The sequence below is a fragment of the Streptomyces virginiae genome (genome assembly GCF_000720455.1).
Lineage (GTDB): Bacteria > Actinomycetota > Actinomycetes > Streptomycetales > Streptomycetaceae > Streptomyces > Streptomyces virginiae.
On record NZ_JOAK01000003.1, the window covers coordinates 381,464 to 397,184 of the forward strand.

At 74.4% G+C, this 15,721-nt stretch carries 11 protein-coding genes and 1 pseudogene; 5 read left to right on the forward strand and 7 right to left on the reverse strand.

Features of this window, described 5'->3' with window-relative positions:
* Nucleotides 1-6 precede the first annotated feature (6 nt).
* Together IG86_RS0107100 and IG86_RS0107105 are read right to left on the reverse strand one after the other, a co-directional pair.
* A complete protein-coding gene (locus IG86_RS0107100) occupies nt 7-1,437 on the reverse strand; it encodes a hypothetical protein (protein WP_324611336.1) in 1,431 nt (476 codons plus the stop codon).
* Between the two features lie 140 nt (nt 1,438-1,577).
* A complete protein-coding gene (locus IG86_RS0107105) occupies nt 1,578-2,507 on the reverse strand; it encodes a LysR family transcriptional regulator (protein WP_030895598.1) in 930 nt (309 codons plus the stop codon).
* A gap of 71 nt (nt 2,508-2,578) precedes the next feature.
* Here IG86_RS0107105 and IG86_RS0107110 point away from each other — a divergent pair, with 71 nt between their 5' ends.
* The gene (locus tag IG86_RS0107110) at nt 2,579-3,520 is read left to right on the forward strand and encodes an NAD-dependent epimerase/dehydratase family protein (RefSeq protein ID WP_030895599.1); all 942 of its coding nucleotides are present in this window, start codon (nt 2,579-2,581) and stop codon (nt 3,518-3,520) included.
* 25 nt (nt 3,521-3,545) lie between these two features.
* Here IG86_RS0107110 and IG86_RS0107115 read toward each other — a convergent pair whose 3' ends face one another.
* Complete coding sequence (locus IG86_RS0107115; RefSeq protein ID WP_157854776.1) at nt 3,546-4,058, reverse strand: hypothetical protein; 513 nt, start codon at nt 4,056-4,058, stop codon at nt 3,546-3,548.
* A gap of 85 nt (nt 4,059-4,143) precedes the next feature.
* Here IG86_RS0107115 and IG86_RS40905 point away from each other — a divergent pair.
* A pseudogene (locus IG86_RS40905) lies at nt 4,144-5,226 on the forward strand (DUF2330 domain-containing protein); the annotation flags it as partial.
* A 7-nt stretch (nt 5,227-5,233) separates the two neighbouring features.
* Here IG86_RS40905 and IG86_RS0107135 read toward each other — a convergent pair.
* The 4 genes from IG86_RS0107135 to IG86_RS0107150 all read right to left on the reverse strand — a co-directional run bounded on the left by IG86_RS0107135 (nt 5,234) and on the right by IG86_RS0107150 (nt 10,116).
* Nucleotides 5,234-5,974 carry a class I SAM-dependent methyltransferase gene (locus IG86_RS0107135; protein ID WP_030895602.1) on the reverse strand — a complete coding sequence of 247 codons (741 nt, stop codon included), beginning with the start codon at nt 5,972-5,974 and terminating at the stop codon, nt 5,234-5,236.
* Between the two features lie 50 nt (nt 5,975-6,024).
* A complete protein-coding gene (locus tag IG86_RS0107140; protein ID WP_051785006.1) occupies nt 6,025-7,659 on the reverse strand; it encodes a carboxylesterase/lipase family protein in 1,635 nt (544 codons plus the stop codon).
* Between the two features lie 112 nt (nt 7,660-7,771).
* Nucleotides 7,772-8,695, reverse strand: coding sequence for a 5'/3'-nucleotidase SurE (surE, locus tag IG86_RS0107145; RefSeq protein WP_051785007.1), 924 nt, complete (start codon nt 8,693-8,695; stop codon nt 7,772-7,774).
* Nucleotides 8,696-8,862: 167 nt separating this feature from the next.
* Nucleotides 8,863-10,116, reverse strand: coding sequence for an MFS transporter (locus IG86_RS0107150; protein ID WP_030818158.1), 1,254 nt, complete (start codon nt 10,114-10,116; stop codon nt 8,863-8,865).
* Between the two features lie 2,001 nt (nt 10,117-12,117).
* Between IG86_RS0107150 and IG86_RS38445 the strand changes: the two genes are divergently transcribed.
* From IG86_RS38445 to IG86_RS0107165, 3 genes are all read left to right on the forward strand, one after another.
* On the forward strand, nt 12,118-12,843 hold the full coding sequence (locus IG86_RS38445) for a phosphatase PAP2 family protein (RefSeq protein ID WP_157854777.1): 726 nt from the start codon (nt 12,118-12,120) through the stop codon (nt 12,841-12,843).
* 137 nt (nt 12,844-12,980) lie between these two features.
* Nucleotides 12,981-14,540 (forward strand): carboxylesterase/lipase family protein, encoded by a 1,560-nt coding sequence (locus IG86_RS0107160; protein WP_045936897.1) that lies wholly within the window; start codon nt 12,981-12,983, stop codon nt 14,538-14,540.
* A gap of 65 nt (nt 14,541-14,605) precedes the next feature.
* Entirely contained in the window at nt 14,606-15,613 is a 1,008-nt protein-coding gene (locus IG86_RS0107165) for a LacI family DNA-binding transcriptional regulator (RefSeq protein WP_030818154.1), read from the forward strand.
* Nucleotides 15,614-15,721: the final 108 nt, after the last annotated feature.

The following is a 15,721-nucleotide window of genomic DNA, read 5'->3' on the forward strand; positions in this document are numbered from 1 at the left end:
GGACCGTCACGGCACCCGCTGCGCCATCACGTCCGGGGGCAGCGAGGGGTTGCCTGCCGCGGCCTCCACCACCTCGGGGTCCGGATCGTCGAGAAGCCCGACGACGATCCCCGCCGGGAGCGCCGGATGGGTGGCGGCGCGCACCCGCGCCTTCGCGTCGGCCAGGCAGGGCAGCAGCGCCCCGGCGGTCGCGTTCGGATGCGAGGCGATCTCCCGCAGCGCCCGCCGCGCCGGCGGCTCGTGCCGGGCCAGCTCCGCCAGCAGGTCGCCGGGCACGTCCGGATTGGCCGCGACCCGAGCGATGACCTGCTGGCCGTGCAGCGCCACCATGGCCCGCAGCCGCTCTGGTGCCAGACCCGGGTGCGGGGCCACGGCTTTGGCCACCGAGGCGTCCGGATCGGCGGCGAGCCGGTCGCGCAACTCCGGCGGCAGATCGTGCCGGTGGGCCACGAGCATCCGTACGCGCGCGTTCGCCGACGCGGCCGCCTGCGCGAGCTCCTCCGCGGTGGCGGCGGAGATCCGCGGCAGCGGATGCGGGCCCAGGCGGGTCGTGGGGGTCAGCCGCGCCAGCACGTCGAACGGCACCCGCGGATGCCGTGCGACGGCCCGCCGTACTTCGACATCGGGGTCGGCGGCCAGGACGCGGCTCACCTCGGGGCCGGTCCCCGGGTTCTGCGCGACGGAGGCGCGTATCCCGGGCACGGGGTCACCCGCGAGGCGGGCATAGACCTCCGCCGGCAGACCGGGGTGCTCGGCGACGGCCCGGCGCAGCCACACGGACGAATCCTCCGCGAAGCCCGCAACGGCCTCCGGGGGAGCCGCAGGGTTGGACAGGGCCCGCGCCCAGGTGCCCTGGACGGTCGAGCCGTGCGCCCCGTCGCATGCGGCGCCGGCCGGAAGGTCGCAGTCGACGTCCTGGCAGTAGGGGTCGTGGGTGAAGGGGATCTCCCGGCTGTCGCACACGAGGCAGGACAGGGCGGGCGGCAGACCGTGTCCGGTGAGCAGAGCCGCCAGCGCGGCGGGCGGCACGGCCTCGTTGCCGGCCACTGCCTGCCGGACCTCGGCGTGCGGATGCCGCGCGAGGCGGTCCGCGACCGGCGCGGACGTGGTCCACCACGCGAGCTCGGCGGCCACCTCGGGGTCCGCGTCGGCGGCCAGGGCGTCCTCGACGTCCGCCGGCAGCCCGGGGCAGGAGGCGAGCTGCCGGCGCAGCGACGGGTCGGGGTCCGCGGCGAACCGGCGGGCCCACTCCGGGAGGCCGCGGCCCTCGTCGAGGAGGGCGAGGGCCGCGAGCGGCCACACGGCCGGGTCGACGTCGGCTGCGCCCAGGTGCCCGTCGCGGGCGAGCAGTGCGGGGGTGTCCTCGTCGAGCGCGGCCAGGGCCGCCACCTGAGCGGGGCGGAGATCGGAGCGCTCGGACAGGTGCCGGACGAGCACGTCGGCGAGATAGTCGGCGGGAAGACCGGCGGGGTCGGAGGGGGCCGACGGCTCGGGCGCCGCCGCGGCAAGGGCGATCAGCCGGTCGACCAGCTCGGGCGGCAGCGCGGGATTGGCGGCGAGGCCGCACAGGAGGCGGTTCAGGGACGGGCTCCGATCTGTGTGGTGGCAGTGGTGGCAGCAGCCGTGAGGGCATCGGCCAGTGCTTCGGCCCAGGGGTTCGCGCGACGCCGGGGCGGCAGGACCAGGCCGATGTGCCGGGCGGGACGCGGGGGTTCGACAGGGACCGCGACCGACTCCGCCTCCGGGGCGCCGGCCAGCGCGACCCGGGGGACGAGGGACACACCGACCCCCGCCGCGACGAGCGTCCGGGCGAAGAAGTAGTCGGTGGTGGAGGCCCCCACGCGCAGGTCGAAACCGGCGAGCTCCGCGTAACGGCGCAGGAACGCCTCCGTCTTGAGACAGCCCAGCACCCACCGGTCGGCGGACAGTTCGCCGAGGTCCACCGAGGACCGGCCGGCCAGACGGTGACCGCGCGGCAGCACCACCCACAGCGGATCCTCCATCAGCGGCTGCCAGTCGAGGTCCCGGCGCACACCCGGACCCACCGGCGGCGGCCCGTCGAAGTGGTAGGCCACAGCGAGATCCGCCGCGCCTCCGCGCACCATCGGTACCGCGTCCTCCGGTTCGCTCTCCAGCACCGTCAGCTCCACCTCCGGATGCGCTTCCACGAAGCGGGAGAGCGCCGCCGGCAGCAGATGCCGGCCGCCACTGGTGAAGGTGGCGACGGTGAGCCGCGGCCGCTCCTGCGTCAGCCGGTCGATGGCGCGGCGCACCTGGTCCAGCTCGGCGGTGATCGTCTCCGCCGCCTCCACGAGCAGCCGTCCCGGCTCCGTGAGCGTGACACCGCGGGTACTGCGCACCGCCACCGGATGGCCGAGGGCGCGCTCCAGCGCTGCGATGTTCTGGGAGACGGCCGACGGGGTCAGCAACAGGGCCCCGGCGGCCTTGTTGAAGCTGCCGTGCTCGGCCACCGCCCGCAGGACGCGCAACCGCTGCACATCGATCATCAGTTTTCCTTACGACCCGTTCAGCAGCTGGTCGGTTCCGCTGGGGACGATACAACGCCAGAGTCGGACGCATGAAGCGGATTCTTGTCATCGGCGGTAGCCGGTACTTCGGGAAGTCCCTGGTCACGCGGTTGCGCGACGCCGGGGACGAGGTCACGGTCCTCAACCGGGGCTCCAGCGCCCCGCCCCCCGCCGGTGTCGGCCGGCTCCTCGCCGACCGCGACGACGAGGCCGGCCTGCGGGAGGCCCTGGGCCGACGCGACTTCGACGTCGTGGTCGACCAGGTCTGCTACACGCCTCTCCAGGCCGCCGTCGCCCGCAGGGTGTTCGCCGCACGGACCGGTCGCTACGTGATGACCTCCACGATGGAGGTGTACGACCCGGCCACCCTCCCCGCCGCCGCCGCGCCGCACACCGTGCCCGTGATCGAAGCGGCCTTGGACCCTACGCGGCCGCCGCTCACGCCGCCCCTCCCGGACCGGCCGGGGCCCGGCCCCGAGCACACCGGCGCCCACGCGTACGCGGAGGGGAAGCGACGGGCCGAGGCCGTCTTCCTGAGCGAACCGCCCTTCCCGTACGTCTGCGTGCGGACCGCGCATGTCCTCGGGGGCGGCGCGGCGGAGTTCACCGGCCGCCTCGCCCACTACGTCGAGCGGATCGGCGCCGGAAGGTCGGTCGACGTCCACGAAGCCCCGTACGGCACCTCGTTCATCCACCACCTGGAGATGGCCGACTTCCTCGACTGGACCGCGCGGCAGACCTTCACCGGACCCGTCAACGCCGCCTCGCACGGAGCCCCGGACGTGCTCGCGCTCGGTGCGACCGTCGCGGAACGGCTCGGACGGCGCCCCCGCTACCGGGTCGTCGGAGCGGGTGCGGACGCCTCACCCTTCTCCTTCGACCGCGCCTACGCCATGGACAACGGCCGGGCCGAGGCGCTGGGCTTCGTCTTCGGCCGGGTCGCCGACTGGCTGCCGGAGGCGGTCGCCGAGACCGTGCGCGCCGCGGCGTGACGGCGTGACCTCGCCATGGGGGGCGTCACGACGCCGGCAGGCCGAGGATCTCCAGGATGCCCTCCGCGTACGCCGCCGTACCGGACCCGGGGACGGCGGCCAGTTCGAGGCGGAATCCGTCCACACCGGTACGGATGAAGGCGGCGCACTGGCCGTGCAGCCCGGCCTCGTGGGTGCCGCCGTCGTCCACCGTGCACAGCAGGGCCAGCAGGGTCCACAGCAGCGCCTCGCGGGTCGCCCTCCGGGGCGGCCGCGCGGACCACACCGCCATCAGCACGGCGCACACCGCCGGAGCCGGCGGCTTCAGGTGCTGCGCGAAGAAGACATGGCCCTCCAGCGCGTGGAACGCGGCGGGATGACCCTCCGCGGCGTCGCGCACGGCGTCCACGAGATGGCCCGCGGACCGGCCGCAGCCGCACTCGATGCCCTCCCAGTCGTGCCGTGCGATCTCCGCCATCACGGAGTCCGGAACCATCGGGCTGCGCGGTAGCGCGCTCTGGCGCCGCAGGGCATGCGGCTGCTTCTCACTCCCCCTCATGCGCCACAGTATGAGCCAGGCCGGATCGCGCAGCGAGAGGGGGCGGAACCGGATCACACGATCGGCCGTCTGAGACCCCGTGTGGATGAAACGAAGGATCCTTTTTCTGCTGTTCGCCCTGCTCGCGACGCAGGTGGGCTCACTCGTCAGCCCCGCCTATGCCTGCGGCTGCGGGGCGATGATCCCCGACGGCAAGACCGCCATCGGCGTCGACCGGGAGACCTCCGTCGTGCGCTGGGACGGCCGTACGGAACAGATCGTCATGCGCTTCACCGTCGGCGGGAACGCGCAGCGGGCCGCCTGGATCATGCCGGTGCCGGGACGTGCCACGGTGGAGCTCGGCGACGGCGACATGTTCGACGAACTGCGCGAGCTGACCCGGCCCGAGCGCAAGACCCGCTCCTACTTCTGGCCGCGCAGCGGAGACTGGCCCTTCTCCCAGGTCACCGGCGACGGCGCGGGCGCCCCGGCGCCGGGCGCCGCACCGCCCGTCGGGGTCGTCGGCCGCGAGCAGCTCGGCGACTTCGACGTGGCCCGGCTGACCGCCACCGACCCCGACGCCCTCAAGAACTGGCTGGAGAGCAACGGCTTCAAGCTCCCCGACCGCCTCGCCACCGAGGTCAAGCCGTACGTCGACCAGCACTGGGAGTACGTGGCGATACGCCTCGCCCCGCGCGACGGCGCAAAGGGCAAGGTGCTCCGCGGCGACCTGGACCCGCTGAAGATCCGCTTCGACAGCGACCGGCTGGTCTACCCGATGCGGCTCTCCCGCATGGCCAGGACACCGCAGTCACTCGGCCTGTACGTACTGGCCGACCACCGCATGGAGCCCGCCACCACCATCGGCGGCTCCGCACCCGAGGTGACCTTCGCGGGCACCATCGAGCCGAAGGACGGCCCGCTCGCCGCGCTCACCGGCGCAAAGCCGGTGTTCCTCACGGCGATCGACCAGCAGTTCCCGGATCCCGGCCGCATCGACGCCGACCACGAACTGCGCGCGACACCGAAGGACACCCCCTACCGCCGGGCCGTCTACCGCTACGAGCTGCTCACGGTGGGGGACGGCATCCCGGTCTGGCTCCTGACGGTCTCGGCGGCCGCCGTGGCCCTCGCCTCCACCGGCTACGCCCTGACCCGCCGCCGTCGTCGTCGTAGTCGCCCCGGTCCGCCACCGTTTAAGGGACGTCGCAGGGGCGGCGCAGGAGGGCGGTCCACAGGAAGGCCTCGCCGAAGAGGGGGGACTCGGCGGGCTCGTCGTTCATGCGGCGCAGCTCGACTTCGGTCAGATCGGCGAAGATGCCGCGCAGGGAATCCGGGGTGTAGGCGAGACCGCCCTGGAGGCCCGCTTCGCGGTAGAACGCCTCGTCCGGGAGCTCCGAGCCCATCGAACCGGACGCGAAGCAGGTGAGTGCCAGGTGCCCGCCGGGGGCCAGCGCCCGGTCGAGGAGGGCGAGGTAGCTGACCCGGCGGTGGGGCGGCAGGTGGTGGAAGCAGCCAGAGTCGTAGATCAGGTCGTACGGGCCGCTCAGCACGGTGGAGGCGAGCGCGAAGGCGTCCCCGCAGTGGAAGCGGATGTCCGCCCCCGCCTCGCGGGCGCGTTCCTCGGCCCACGAGACGGCCTGCGGCGACAGGTCGACCGCGTCCACCTCGAAGCCCAGGGAGGCCATGTGGAGGGCGTTGCGGCCGGGACCGCAGCCCAGGTCGAGGGCGCGCCCCGGGGTGATCAGGCCGCGGTCGAGGTACGAGACCAGGTTCTCGTCCGGCTTCGCCACGAAGAACGGCACCGGCTTCGAGCGGTCCGCGTAGAAGCCGTCCCACCAGGACGCGCCGTCGGCGGTCCAGCGGTCGGCCTCCGGTGCGAACAGGCCGTCCATGAGCCGCAGTACGTCTTCCATGGTGCGAACGTGCCGGTCCATCCGGTCCCCCCTCCCGAGACCAAGATCCTATAGGGGGACGGGGAGCCTGGTCAGAGCGGGCGGGGCGGCTGGGTCCGCCAGAAGGCGCACTGGTGGTCGGCGCCGAACGACGTGGTCGTCCGCGTCGCCGACGGGTGGAGGGTCAGCACCGTACCGGTACCGGTGCCCGTCGGCGGCCAGACGGCCTGACCCGGTACGACCGGGGCGCCGAAGCGCGCGAACGCACCCCAGTACCGCTTCATCCGGTTCCCGAGCGCGACCTGGACCGGGGTCAGCGGACGCTCGCCCATGGTGAAGTCGTGCAGGTAGGCCAGCTCCGCACTGTGCGCGTTCGACTCGTCCAGGCCCGGTACCTGCGCACCCGCCAGGGTGGGCGAGCGCGGGTCGTCGAACTCGTAGACGAACGTCGGCACCTGAGAGGCGAACAGCTGCGCGGTCCACGCGGTGTGGCAGGCGAAGGTCGAGTCCGTCATCAGCGCCGAGAGCGCCAGGTACGGCGAGCCGTGCTCCGCGACCGGATAGCGGGCCAGCACCTCCGGCCCGGCGGCCCCGTAGCCCGCCAGGACCTGCGCCGCGTACTCCTCCGCGGTCAGCCGCGGCTGCGTCAGCGCGACGAAGAAGCGGGCCTCGGAGCGGGTGCTCCCGATCAGGACCGGCACCTTGTTCCACGCTCCGCTCCCGATGGCCCGCGCGGGCGCGGCCGGCAGCAGTCCGTCACCGAAGGCCGGGCCCGGCGTGGGCAGCGTACGGGCGGCCTCGACCAGGGCCGGTCCGGACGCGCCGCGCAGGCAGGCGGCCGCCTCGGCCGGGACGGAGCACCCCGCCTTCGCGGCGAAGGACCGAGCGTGCGCCTGCGCCGCTGCGCCGTCCGGCGTACCCAGCAGGGTGCACGGACCGCTCTGCAGCACGGCCCGGTGGAAGAGGCCGGCGGCCGACGGGGCGGCCAGCAGCGCGCAGACGGAGCCGCTGCCCGCGGACTGGCCGGAGATCGTGACGCTTCCCGGGTCGCCGCCGAAAGCGGTGATGTTCTCCCGGGTCCACCGCAGTGCCTCGACCTGGTCCATCAGGCCGAAGGACCCGGAGCGCAGGCCGTTCTCGCGGCTCAGCTCGGGCAGCGCCAGGTAACCGAGCTGCCCGAGGCGGTAGTTGATGCTCACCACCACGCTGCCGGTCAGCTCGGCCATGGTGCGCCCGCCGAACTGGGTGCCCGTACCCTGGCTGTACGCGCCCCCGTGCATCCAGAGGACGACGGGGAGGCGCGCTCCGGGGCGGGCGGTCCGGGGCCGGTACACGTCGAGGTACAGGCAGTCCTCGCTGACGGTCTGCGGATCGGCCAGGCCGAACGGCGAGAACTGCAGGCAGGCCGGGGCGGGTCGGGTGGCCTCCCGCACCCCGTGCCACCGGGCCGGTGGCCGGGGCGCCCGCAGCCGTCCCGTCCCGACCGGGGGAGCGGCGTAGGGGACGCCGAGGAACTCCTCGGCGCCGTCCCGTGCCCGGCCGCGCAGTGTGCCCTGGGCGACGGCGACCACCGGACGCGGCGGCCCGCCCGGTGCGGTGGTGGTGGCGGCGGTGGGCGCGGCGGCGGTGGTCGGCGCCGAGGCGAGCAGGGCCGCCAGGGCCAGGGTCGCTGCGAGCAGGGATCTCTGCGAAGGCAGCCGCGACAGCGGATTTCCGGGCCTCGTCATCCGTCCTCCTGGAATCTCGTGCGGGGGTCAAGGGGGCAGGGGGGCAGGGGGTGGCAGGGAGGTGGCAGGGGGCGGGCCGCAGGTCGCTCCGCCCCCTGCCGGTCCGTGGGTGTTACGGGCGCAGGCCTGCGATGAGCGCGGAGGTGACGGCCTGGTCGACCGGGCCGGTGTTCCAGTCGCCGTTCATCGGGCTGACGGCGATCCGGCCGGCGCTGACGGCCTCGATGTCGCCGCCCCGGGCGGCGGGCCGGAGGACCACCTTCACGGTCGTCTTCCACGTGCCGTCGCCCGCGTCCGTGAAGTCCGGCTCCAGGACGGTCTGCGGATCCTGGAAGGTCGCGGACACCCCGGCGGCCTTGCCCTTGCCGTCCGTACCGACGACCGGGTGGTTGACGTTCAGACCGACCCCCTCGGGCAGGAGCGGCCCGGACCGGGCGCGCGACCGGAGCCGGTCGATCAGCTTGACCGCGAAGTCGAGCGTCGGCCCCATGGCGTTGACGGTGGTGACCGGGTCGGGCACGGACAGGCCGCCCGTGCTCAACGCGATGGCCGGTACGCCGTGTTCGAGCGCGGCGACGGCGCCGCCGACCGTACCGGAGTGGGTGGCGAGCCCGGCGACGTTCGGGCCGAAGTTGGTTCCGGAGACGACCAGGTCGGGCGCCTTCCCGGCGAACACCTCGGCCAGCCCGAAGGCGACGGAGTCGCCCGGAGTGCCGTCGACGGCCCAGACCTTCGGCTCGGGGTGCTTCACCGTGACCGCGGGAGCGTTCGACATCTTCGTACCGGTGCCGCTCTGGTTGGTGAGCGGGGCGACGATCGTGACGTCGTGCCCGGCGGCCGTCAGCCGCTCGAAGGCCTTGCGGATGCCCGGGGCGTCGTAGCCGTCGTCGTTGGTGAGCAGGATCCGCAACGGGCCGCCGGAGGCGGGAGCCGGAGCGGGCGCGGTCTGCGGCGCGGCGGCCGCGGGTGACGTGCCGGCGAGGGCCGGCGCGCACAGCAGCAGGGTGGCCAGCGGCAGAACTCGCTTGCGTCTCACAGGGTGCTCCTTCGGAAGGGTGGGAGGAGGGTGAGGGTGAGGGTGTGGGTGAGGGGGTACCGGCGGGCGCGCGACCCTCGGCACGCGCCCGCCGGAGTACGTGACCCGCCCGGACCGGGGCAGGAACCGCGTCAGGGGATCAGGGGCAGGGGCAGGGGTCCAGGGGGTCAGCGCACGCTGCGGATCGGGAGGATCGCCAGCGCGCCGATCAGGGAGAGCGCTCCGCCGACCAGGAAGAGCGGGGTGTAGCCGCCCAGCGCGGTGACGACGGCCGAGGCGACGAAGGGGGCGATGATCTGCGGTCCCGCGTTCGCGATGTTCAGGACGCCCATGTCGCGGGCGGCGTCCTCGGCGCGGGGGAGCACCAGGGTGACGAGCGCGGTGTCCACGGCCATGAAGCAGCCGAAGGCGAGCCCGTTGAGCGCGCTGAAGACGAGCATGCCGGTCCAGGTCGGGCTGACCACGGGGACCACCATGACGAGGCCGGCGAGGGCGGCCGACACCCCCACGAACACCTTGCGGCGGTTCCAGCGGTCGGACAGCAGACCGCCGAGGACGGTGGAGACGGCCATCGCGACCATCGACACCGGGGTCAGTACGGCCATCGCGGCGGGCGGGGTGAGGCCTGCGGGGAGGGCGATGTGGTCGCCGAGGATGTAGAGCTGGTAGCCGACGACGGAGAAGTAGCCGAGGACCATCAGGGCCCGGCCGATGAAAGCCCACCGGAAGTCGTGGTCGGCCAGGGAGGAGAGGAACGCCGCCAGTTGGGCGCGGACGGGCACGGGCTGCGCGTCGGCCGCGGGCCCGGAACGCGGTGTGTCGCGGAAGAAGCCGGTGAGCAGCAGCGCGGCCGCGGCGACGATCGCACCGAAGACGAGGTAGCCGGTGCGCAGGTGCTCGGCGGTCTGGGAGGCGACGAGAACGCCGACGGTTCCGCCGATCGGCAGGCCGAGCCCCACCAGCGCGGACGCGGTGCCGCGCCGGGCCGCGGGGACCCGGTCGGGCACGATCGCGGTGACCGCGGCCTGGTAGATGTTCATGGTGGCCTGGACCAGACACCAGCCGATGCCGACGAGCAGCGCGGTGGTGACGCTGCCGAGGAAGGCCAGGCCGGCGAGCGAGGCGAGTGCGCCGCCCAGGATCCAGGGATTGCGGCGGCCGCTGCGGTCGGAGAGGGCTCCGGCGATCGGGTTGAAGGCGGTCGCGAAGATCGAGCTGACGCCGCCGATCACGCCCAGGACGGCGACCTTGTCGGCGGGGGCGATCGCGGCGACCTGTGTGGGCAGCAGGACGGATCCGACACCCATGTAGACCGCCATCATCGCGGAGTTGGCGACGAGCAGCAGGAGCATCAGCCCGCGGTGGCGGGCGGGGCCGGGGGTCGGGGGGACGGGTGGATCGACTACTTCGTGCGTGGCCATGACGACTCCTCGGGGGACGGAGCGGGGAGGTGGCGGAGCGCGGGGGAAAGGTGCGGCGCCGCGCGGGGCGGACGGAGGGCCGGGAACGGTGGCCACCGGGGGTGGAGGGGCGAACGCGTTCCGGGGAGATGGCGATGTTGTTACACGTGTCACCAAGTGCGCTGGAGACTGTGTAGCACCCATTCCCGGGCCCCGCTAGGCCCTGAGATGCCTTGTTGTGCGGATCGTGATGGCTGGTGGTGGATGCGGTGGAGCCGCGTGCCATGACGTGTAACCGCCGTCGCCCGGCCTCTGGTCAGGGGAGATGTGTCGAAATACCCTCTTGCACTTGTGGCGGCCGTCACGCATCGGCAATACTCCGTGCCGCGCCGGGCCTCGACGGCCGGTGCCGCCCCCGGCGGTCGCCACCGGGGCGCCCGATCGCGTCCAGTGGTGCGGAGTGACCCTCCGCCCGAGGGCGTGCGTGCCGATCCGCTGCGCTCGCCCGGACATCCACGGAGGCGCATGGCGGCCGTGCCCGCTGGCGCCCTCTCCGGATTCGCCTCTTCCGTCCCGGCGGTGGTTGGGGAGGGCCTTCGCCGATGCCGGGCCGGCCGTGCGGTCCTCGTCGGTGGCGCCGCATGTACGCCTCCCCGGTCCGCCTGCGCCTGAGGAGGCGCGCGGGCGCCGGCGGCTGCTCCGGTGATTCGGCCTGACGGACAAGGCGCTCCCCGGGCAGTCCGCAAGGCGGCGCCGCCCGCCACCGGCTCCCCGGGCGGCTGGGCCGCGTCGTTCGCGGTCGAGCCCGCTTCGTCCGGTGCCGAGTCCCGCAGGGCGCGGCCGGTTCCCGAAGGGCCGTCCCGGTCCCAGGTCTGGCCGACCCGCGCCCGGTCCGACTCGGCTCGGGCGGGTGGGCTCGGCCTGGCCCGGTCCCGGCCTGGGCCTGGCCCGGTCCGACTCGGGCTGGGTGGCCTGGCCTGGGTTGGCTCCCGGCCTGTCCGGCTCGGCGCGGCCCAGTCGACTGGGCTGGGTCCGGCTCGTCCCGGCTCGGCTCGGTCCGGCCCGGCTCGGCGGCCCAGCTCGGCGGGGCTCGGGCCGGTCTGGGCCGGCTCGTCCAGGCTGCCCGGGCTGGGTGGCCTGGCCTGGTCCGTCTCGGTCCGGTCCGGCCCACCTTTGCGTGGCTCGGGTCGGCAGGCCTCCACCTGGCGCGGGTCACCTGGGTTGGCCTGGTGCGATCCTGCCCGGGCCTGCCCGGCCTGGCTCGGCCTGGCCTGGCCTGGCTCGGTCCGGCTAGGCCTGGCCCGGTCCGGCCTGGCCCGGTCCGGCCTGGCCCGGTCCGGCCTGGCCCGGCCCGGTCCGGTCCGGTCCGGCTCGGCTCGGTCCGGTCCGGTCCGGCCCGGTCCGGCCCGGTCCGGCTCGGTCCGGTCCGGCTCGGTCCGGCCCGGCTCGGTCCGGCTCGGTCCGGCCCGGCTCGGTCCGGCTCGGTCCGGCCCGGCTCGGTCCGGTCCGGTCCGGCCCGGCTCGGTCCGGTCCGGTCCGGCTCGGCTCGGCCCGGTCCGGCTCGGCTCGGCCTGGCTCGGCCCGGTTCGGTCCTGCCCGGCTCGGCCTGGGTGGCTCCGGACCTGGTCCGGCTCGGCGCGCACAGTCGGCTGGGCTGGGCTGGGCTGGGTCCGGTCCGGCCCGGCGGCTCGGGTCCGGCTTGGCCCGGCGGCTCAGGTCGGCGGGCTCGGGTCGGCCTGGACCGGCTCGTCCGGCTTGGCCCGGCGGCCCGGCTCCGCGGGCTCGGCTCGTCCGGCTTGGCCCGGGTGGGTGGCCCGGTGCGGCTCGGTCTGGCGGCCCAGCTCGGACGGTCCGGTTCGGGCCGGGTGCTTGGGTCCGGTGTGCTGGGGCGCCGTGGGTGGCCTCTGTGTGTAGTGCTCTCCCGCCCCGGCCCGGACCGCCCCGGCTTTGCTTCTCCGTCCCCTGCTCCTCCCGCTCCCGCTTGTGTGCCGCTGCCCGCGCAGTGGCGCCGAAAGGTTCGCCTTGTCCTCTTCGCCTTCGCCTTCGCGTTCGCGTTCGTCCTCGTACGGGCCACCGCACCAGGTGCCGGCCGCCCCGCCGCGCCATGCGCTCGCCTTCGGGGGCGGGCTCCTGCTGCTGTCGTTCCTGTTCGCCCTGCTGCTCCGGCTGGATCGGAGGCCCTTCTTCCAGGGGGTCGACGACAGCTGGGCCGCCGCGGTCGACCATTCCACCGCCGACGCGTCCGCCGAGCCCGGCGGATTCCTCGTCGTCCTCGACCGGCTCGGCGGCCCCCTCGGCATGGTCCTGCCGCTGGTCCTGCTCGGCTGCCTCTGCGTCTACGGACGCTGGCGCTCAGGGCTCTTCGTCTTCCTGGCCGCCGTCGTCGCCAACGCCCTCGTCGTCCTGCCCGTCAAGCAGCTCGCCGACCGCCCGCGCCCGCCGCACCCGTGGGTGCTGGTCAACGACGGCTCGTACCCCTCCGGGCAGGTGTTCGGCGCCGTGACGCTCGTGATCGTGGTTGCGGTGGTGGTGTTCCCGCCGCGTGCGCGACGCTGGTGGTGGGCCTTCGGGGCCGCGTACGTCCTCGCCATGATGGGGAGCCGGACCTGGCTGCACGCCCAATGGCTCAGCGACACCGTCGCGGGCGCGCTCCTCGGTGCCGGAACCTGCCTCGTGCTGTGGCGGCTCCTCGCGCCCCTGCTGGAGACGGAGGCCGAGCGCATGGCCTCGAACAGCCTGTGGCTCTGAAGTGCCGCGCCGCCCCGCGGAGGCGGCCCCACCTCGGTAAAATATCTCGATGGATTGACGGGCGGCAAATTTACGCCATAACGTCGAATGGTCCGGCGCTCCGCTGCGCTGCAGTCATGAGAGAGAAGGAACGGCCCATGCCCCACTCCCCATCAGGCTCGGCCCGGCCGGAGGCGCAGCTCCCCGCGGGGCGCCTGCGAGGCGCGATCGAGGGCGGGGTCGCCGTCTTCCGCGCCGTCCCCTACGCCGCACCACCGGTCGGCGACCTGCGCTGGCGGCCGGCGCAGCCGCACCCCGGCTGGAGCGGTACGCGGGACGCCACCGCCGACGGCCCGAGCGCACCCCAGATGTACGCGGAGGGCGGCGACCCGGTACTCGGCGGCCACGGCTCGCCCCCCTTCGACGACGACTGCCTCACCCTCAACGTCTGGACCCCCGCCGTCGACGGCGCCCTCCGTCCCGTGCTCGTGTGGATCCACGGCGGCGGCTTCGTGTCCGGCTCGGGCTCGCTCCCCGGCTACTCCGGCGAGACCTTCGCCCGCGACGGAGACCTCGTCGTCGTGAGCGTCAACTACCGCATCGGCCCCCTCGGTTACCTCGCCCCGGACGATGACGAAGAGAGCCGCAACCCCTGGCTCAGCGACCAGATCGCCGCCCTGCGCTGGGTCAACGCGCACATCGCCGCCTTCGGGGGCGACCCCGACCGCGTCACGGTCGCCGGGCAGTCCGGCGGCGCGCTCTCCACCGCCGCCCTCGCCGGACATCCGCTCACCCGGGGCGTGGTCCGGCGGGTGATCCTGCAGAGCCCGCCGCTCGGCCTGGACCTCCCCGACCCGATCGCCCACCGGGAGCGCACCGCCGTCTACCGGGAGCTGGCCGGCGCCGAGGACGCGGCCGCGCTGCGCGCACTGCCCTGGCAGGAGCTGATCGGAGCGGCCGGCGGGCTCTTCGCCCGGACCATGACGTGGGGGTACTGGCCGACCCCCTTTCTCCCCGTCGTCGACGGGACCTCCCTGCCCACCCACCCGGCCCGGGCCCTGCTGGACGGGGTGGCGGCGGACATCGACGTGATGATCGGCTGGACGCGCGAAGAGGCCAACTTCGGCTTCGCGCTCGACGAGGGGTACGCCGAGGCCACCCGCGAGCAGGTCACCGACCGGATCGCGGACACCTTCGGGGCGGAGGCCGCCGCCGACGTGTACGCGGCGTACGCGCGGGCACGGCCCGGATCCCGCCCGGTCGACGTCCTCATGGACCTGATCACGGACGAGCTGTTCCGGGTGCCCGCCGTCCGCCTGGCGGAGGCGAGGGCCGCGTCGGGGCGCCCCGTGTGGGCCTACCAGTTCGACCTGCCCACCCCCGCGCACGGAGGCCGGCTCGGCGCCGCGCACTGCCTCGAACTCCCCTTCGTGTTCGACAACTTCGCGCAGTGGGCGCACGCGCCCTTCCTGGCCGGGCTGGACCCCGCCGTCCGCGACGGCCTCGCGTACGCGATGCACCGGGCCTGGATCTCCTTCGTCCGCACCGGCGACCCGAACCACCCGGACCTGCCGCCGTGGCGCCCGTACGACAAGGAGGCGCGCACCACGATGCGCTTCGACGCGGTGGTGACCGCCCTCGACGATCTGGCGGGACCCTCACGGCTCCTTCACGAGCGCGCCCGCACGTCTGCGCAGCCCTCCGCTCCCTTGATTTAACTCGTGTAACCTGAAAAGGAAGGAGCACCAGGGAAAGCCGAGCACAAGGAGCGTCGAGGGACGTCATGGCCAAAGACACACACGTCCCCGCATCGATCACCAGCGCCGATGTGGCCCGCCTCGCCGGGGTGTCGCGCGCCACGGTCTCCTTCGTCCTCAACGACACCCAGGGCCACCGGGTCAGCGCCAACACCCGCGCCCGGGTGCTCGACGCGGCCAAGCAGCTGGGCTACGTACCGCACGCCGCCGCCCGCTCGCTGCGCGCCGGCCGCAGCAACCTCGTCCTGATGCCCGCGTCGATCTCCGCCGTGGGCCGCCTCGTCAGCGACTGGGTCGACGACCTGCACAGCGAACTCGACCGCCTCGGCTACACGGCCGTGCTCCACGCGGGCCGCTTCGCCGACCCGGTCGACGCCGCCCGGGCCTGGGCCGAACTGCGCCCGGCGGCCGTCGTCGCCCTGGACGGCGACCGTTTCACCGCCCAGGCGGCCGACCTGCTGACCCGGGCCGGGGTGCGCGGCCTGCTGGCCTTCGCCGCCCACCCCGTCGAGGGCGTGCACACCATCGGCTTCGACCACACCCGGATCGGCGCCACCGCGGCCGAGCACCTCATCGCCCGCGGCCGGACCCGGATCGGCGTGGTCATGCCCCAGGAGCGGGGCCTCGGCACCCTGGCCGAGCCCCGCCTCTCGGGCGCCGAATCGGTCGCGGCCCGCCACCCGGCGACCGTCACCCCGCTGGAGCTGGCCTACACCCGGGACTCCGCCCGCGATCTGGCCCGCCGCTGGCCGAGCCTCGGCCTGGACGCCGTCTTCGCCTACAACGACGAGTACGCCGCGCTGCTGCTCCACGCCTTCCAGGCCGAAGGGATCGCCGTACCGGACGACGTCGCCATCGTCGGCTGCGACGACCTCGTGCTCTCCGCGCTCCAGCAGCCCGCGCTCACCACTGTCCGGCTGGAGCTGCCGTCGGCCGCCCGGATCGCCGAAGCCGTGCACGAGCTGGTCGAGACGGGGAAGGCGGCGCCGGTACCGGCCGTGGAAGCCGTTCTGGTCCCCCGCCAGACCTCCTAGGAGTCGGCCGGCGCCGCGGGCGCAATTCGGTCGCGGGACCTGCCGGTGATCACTACGGTGACGCCACGCGCGGCTGTGGACGCCGGCGCGACCGATGACCACCGTGAC

Excerpts from the sequence above, each read along its gene's own strand:
- IG86_RS0107140 (WP_051785006.1), bottom strand. The coding sequence starts at position 7,659 with ATGACGAGGCCCGGAAATCCGCTGTCGCGGCTGCCTTCGCAGAGATCC.
- IG86_RS0107135 (WP_030895602.1), bottom strand. The coding sequence starts at position 5,974 with ATGGACCGGCACGTTCGCACCATGGAAGACGTACTGCGGCTCATGGAC.
- IG86_RS0107165 (WP_030818154.1), top strand. The coding sequence starts at position 14,606 with ATGGCCAAAGACACACACGTCCCCGCATCGATCACCAGCGCCGATGTG.
- IG86_RS0107115 (WP_157854776.1), bottom strand. The coding sequence starts at position 4,058 with ATGAGGGGGAGTGAGAAGCAGCCGCATGCCCTGCGGCGCCAGAGCGCG.
- IG86_RS0107110 (WP_030895599.1), top strand. The coding sequence starts at position 2,579 with ATGAAGCGGATTCTTGTCATCGGCGGTAGCCGGTACTTCGGGAAGTCC.
- IG86_RS0107160 (WP_045936897.1), top strand. The coding sequence starts at position 12,981 with ATGCCCCACTCCCCATCAGGCTCGGCCCGGCCGGAGGCGCAGCTCCCC.
- IG86_RS0107150 (WP_030818158.1), bottom strand. The coding sequence starts at position 10,116 with ATGGCCACGCACGAAGTAGTCGATCCACCCGTCCCCCCGACCCCCGGC.
- IG86_RS0107105 (WP_030895598.1), bottom strand. The coding sequence starts at position 2,507 with ATGATCGATGTGCAGCGGTTGCGCGTCCTGCGGGCGGTGGCCGAGCAC.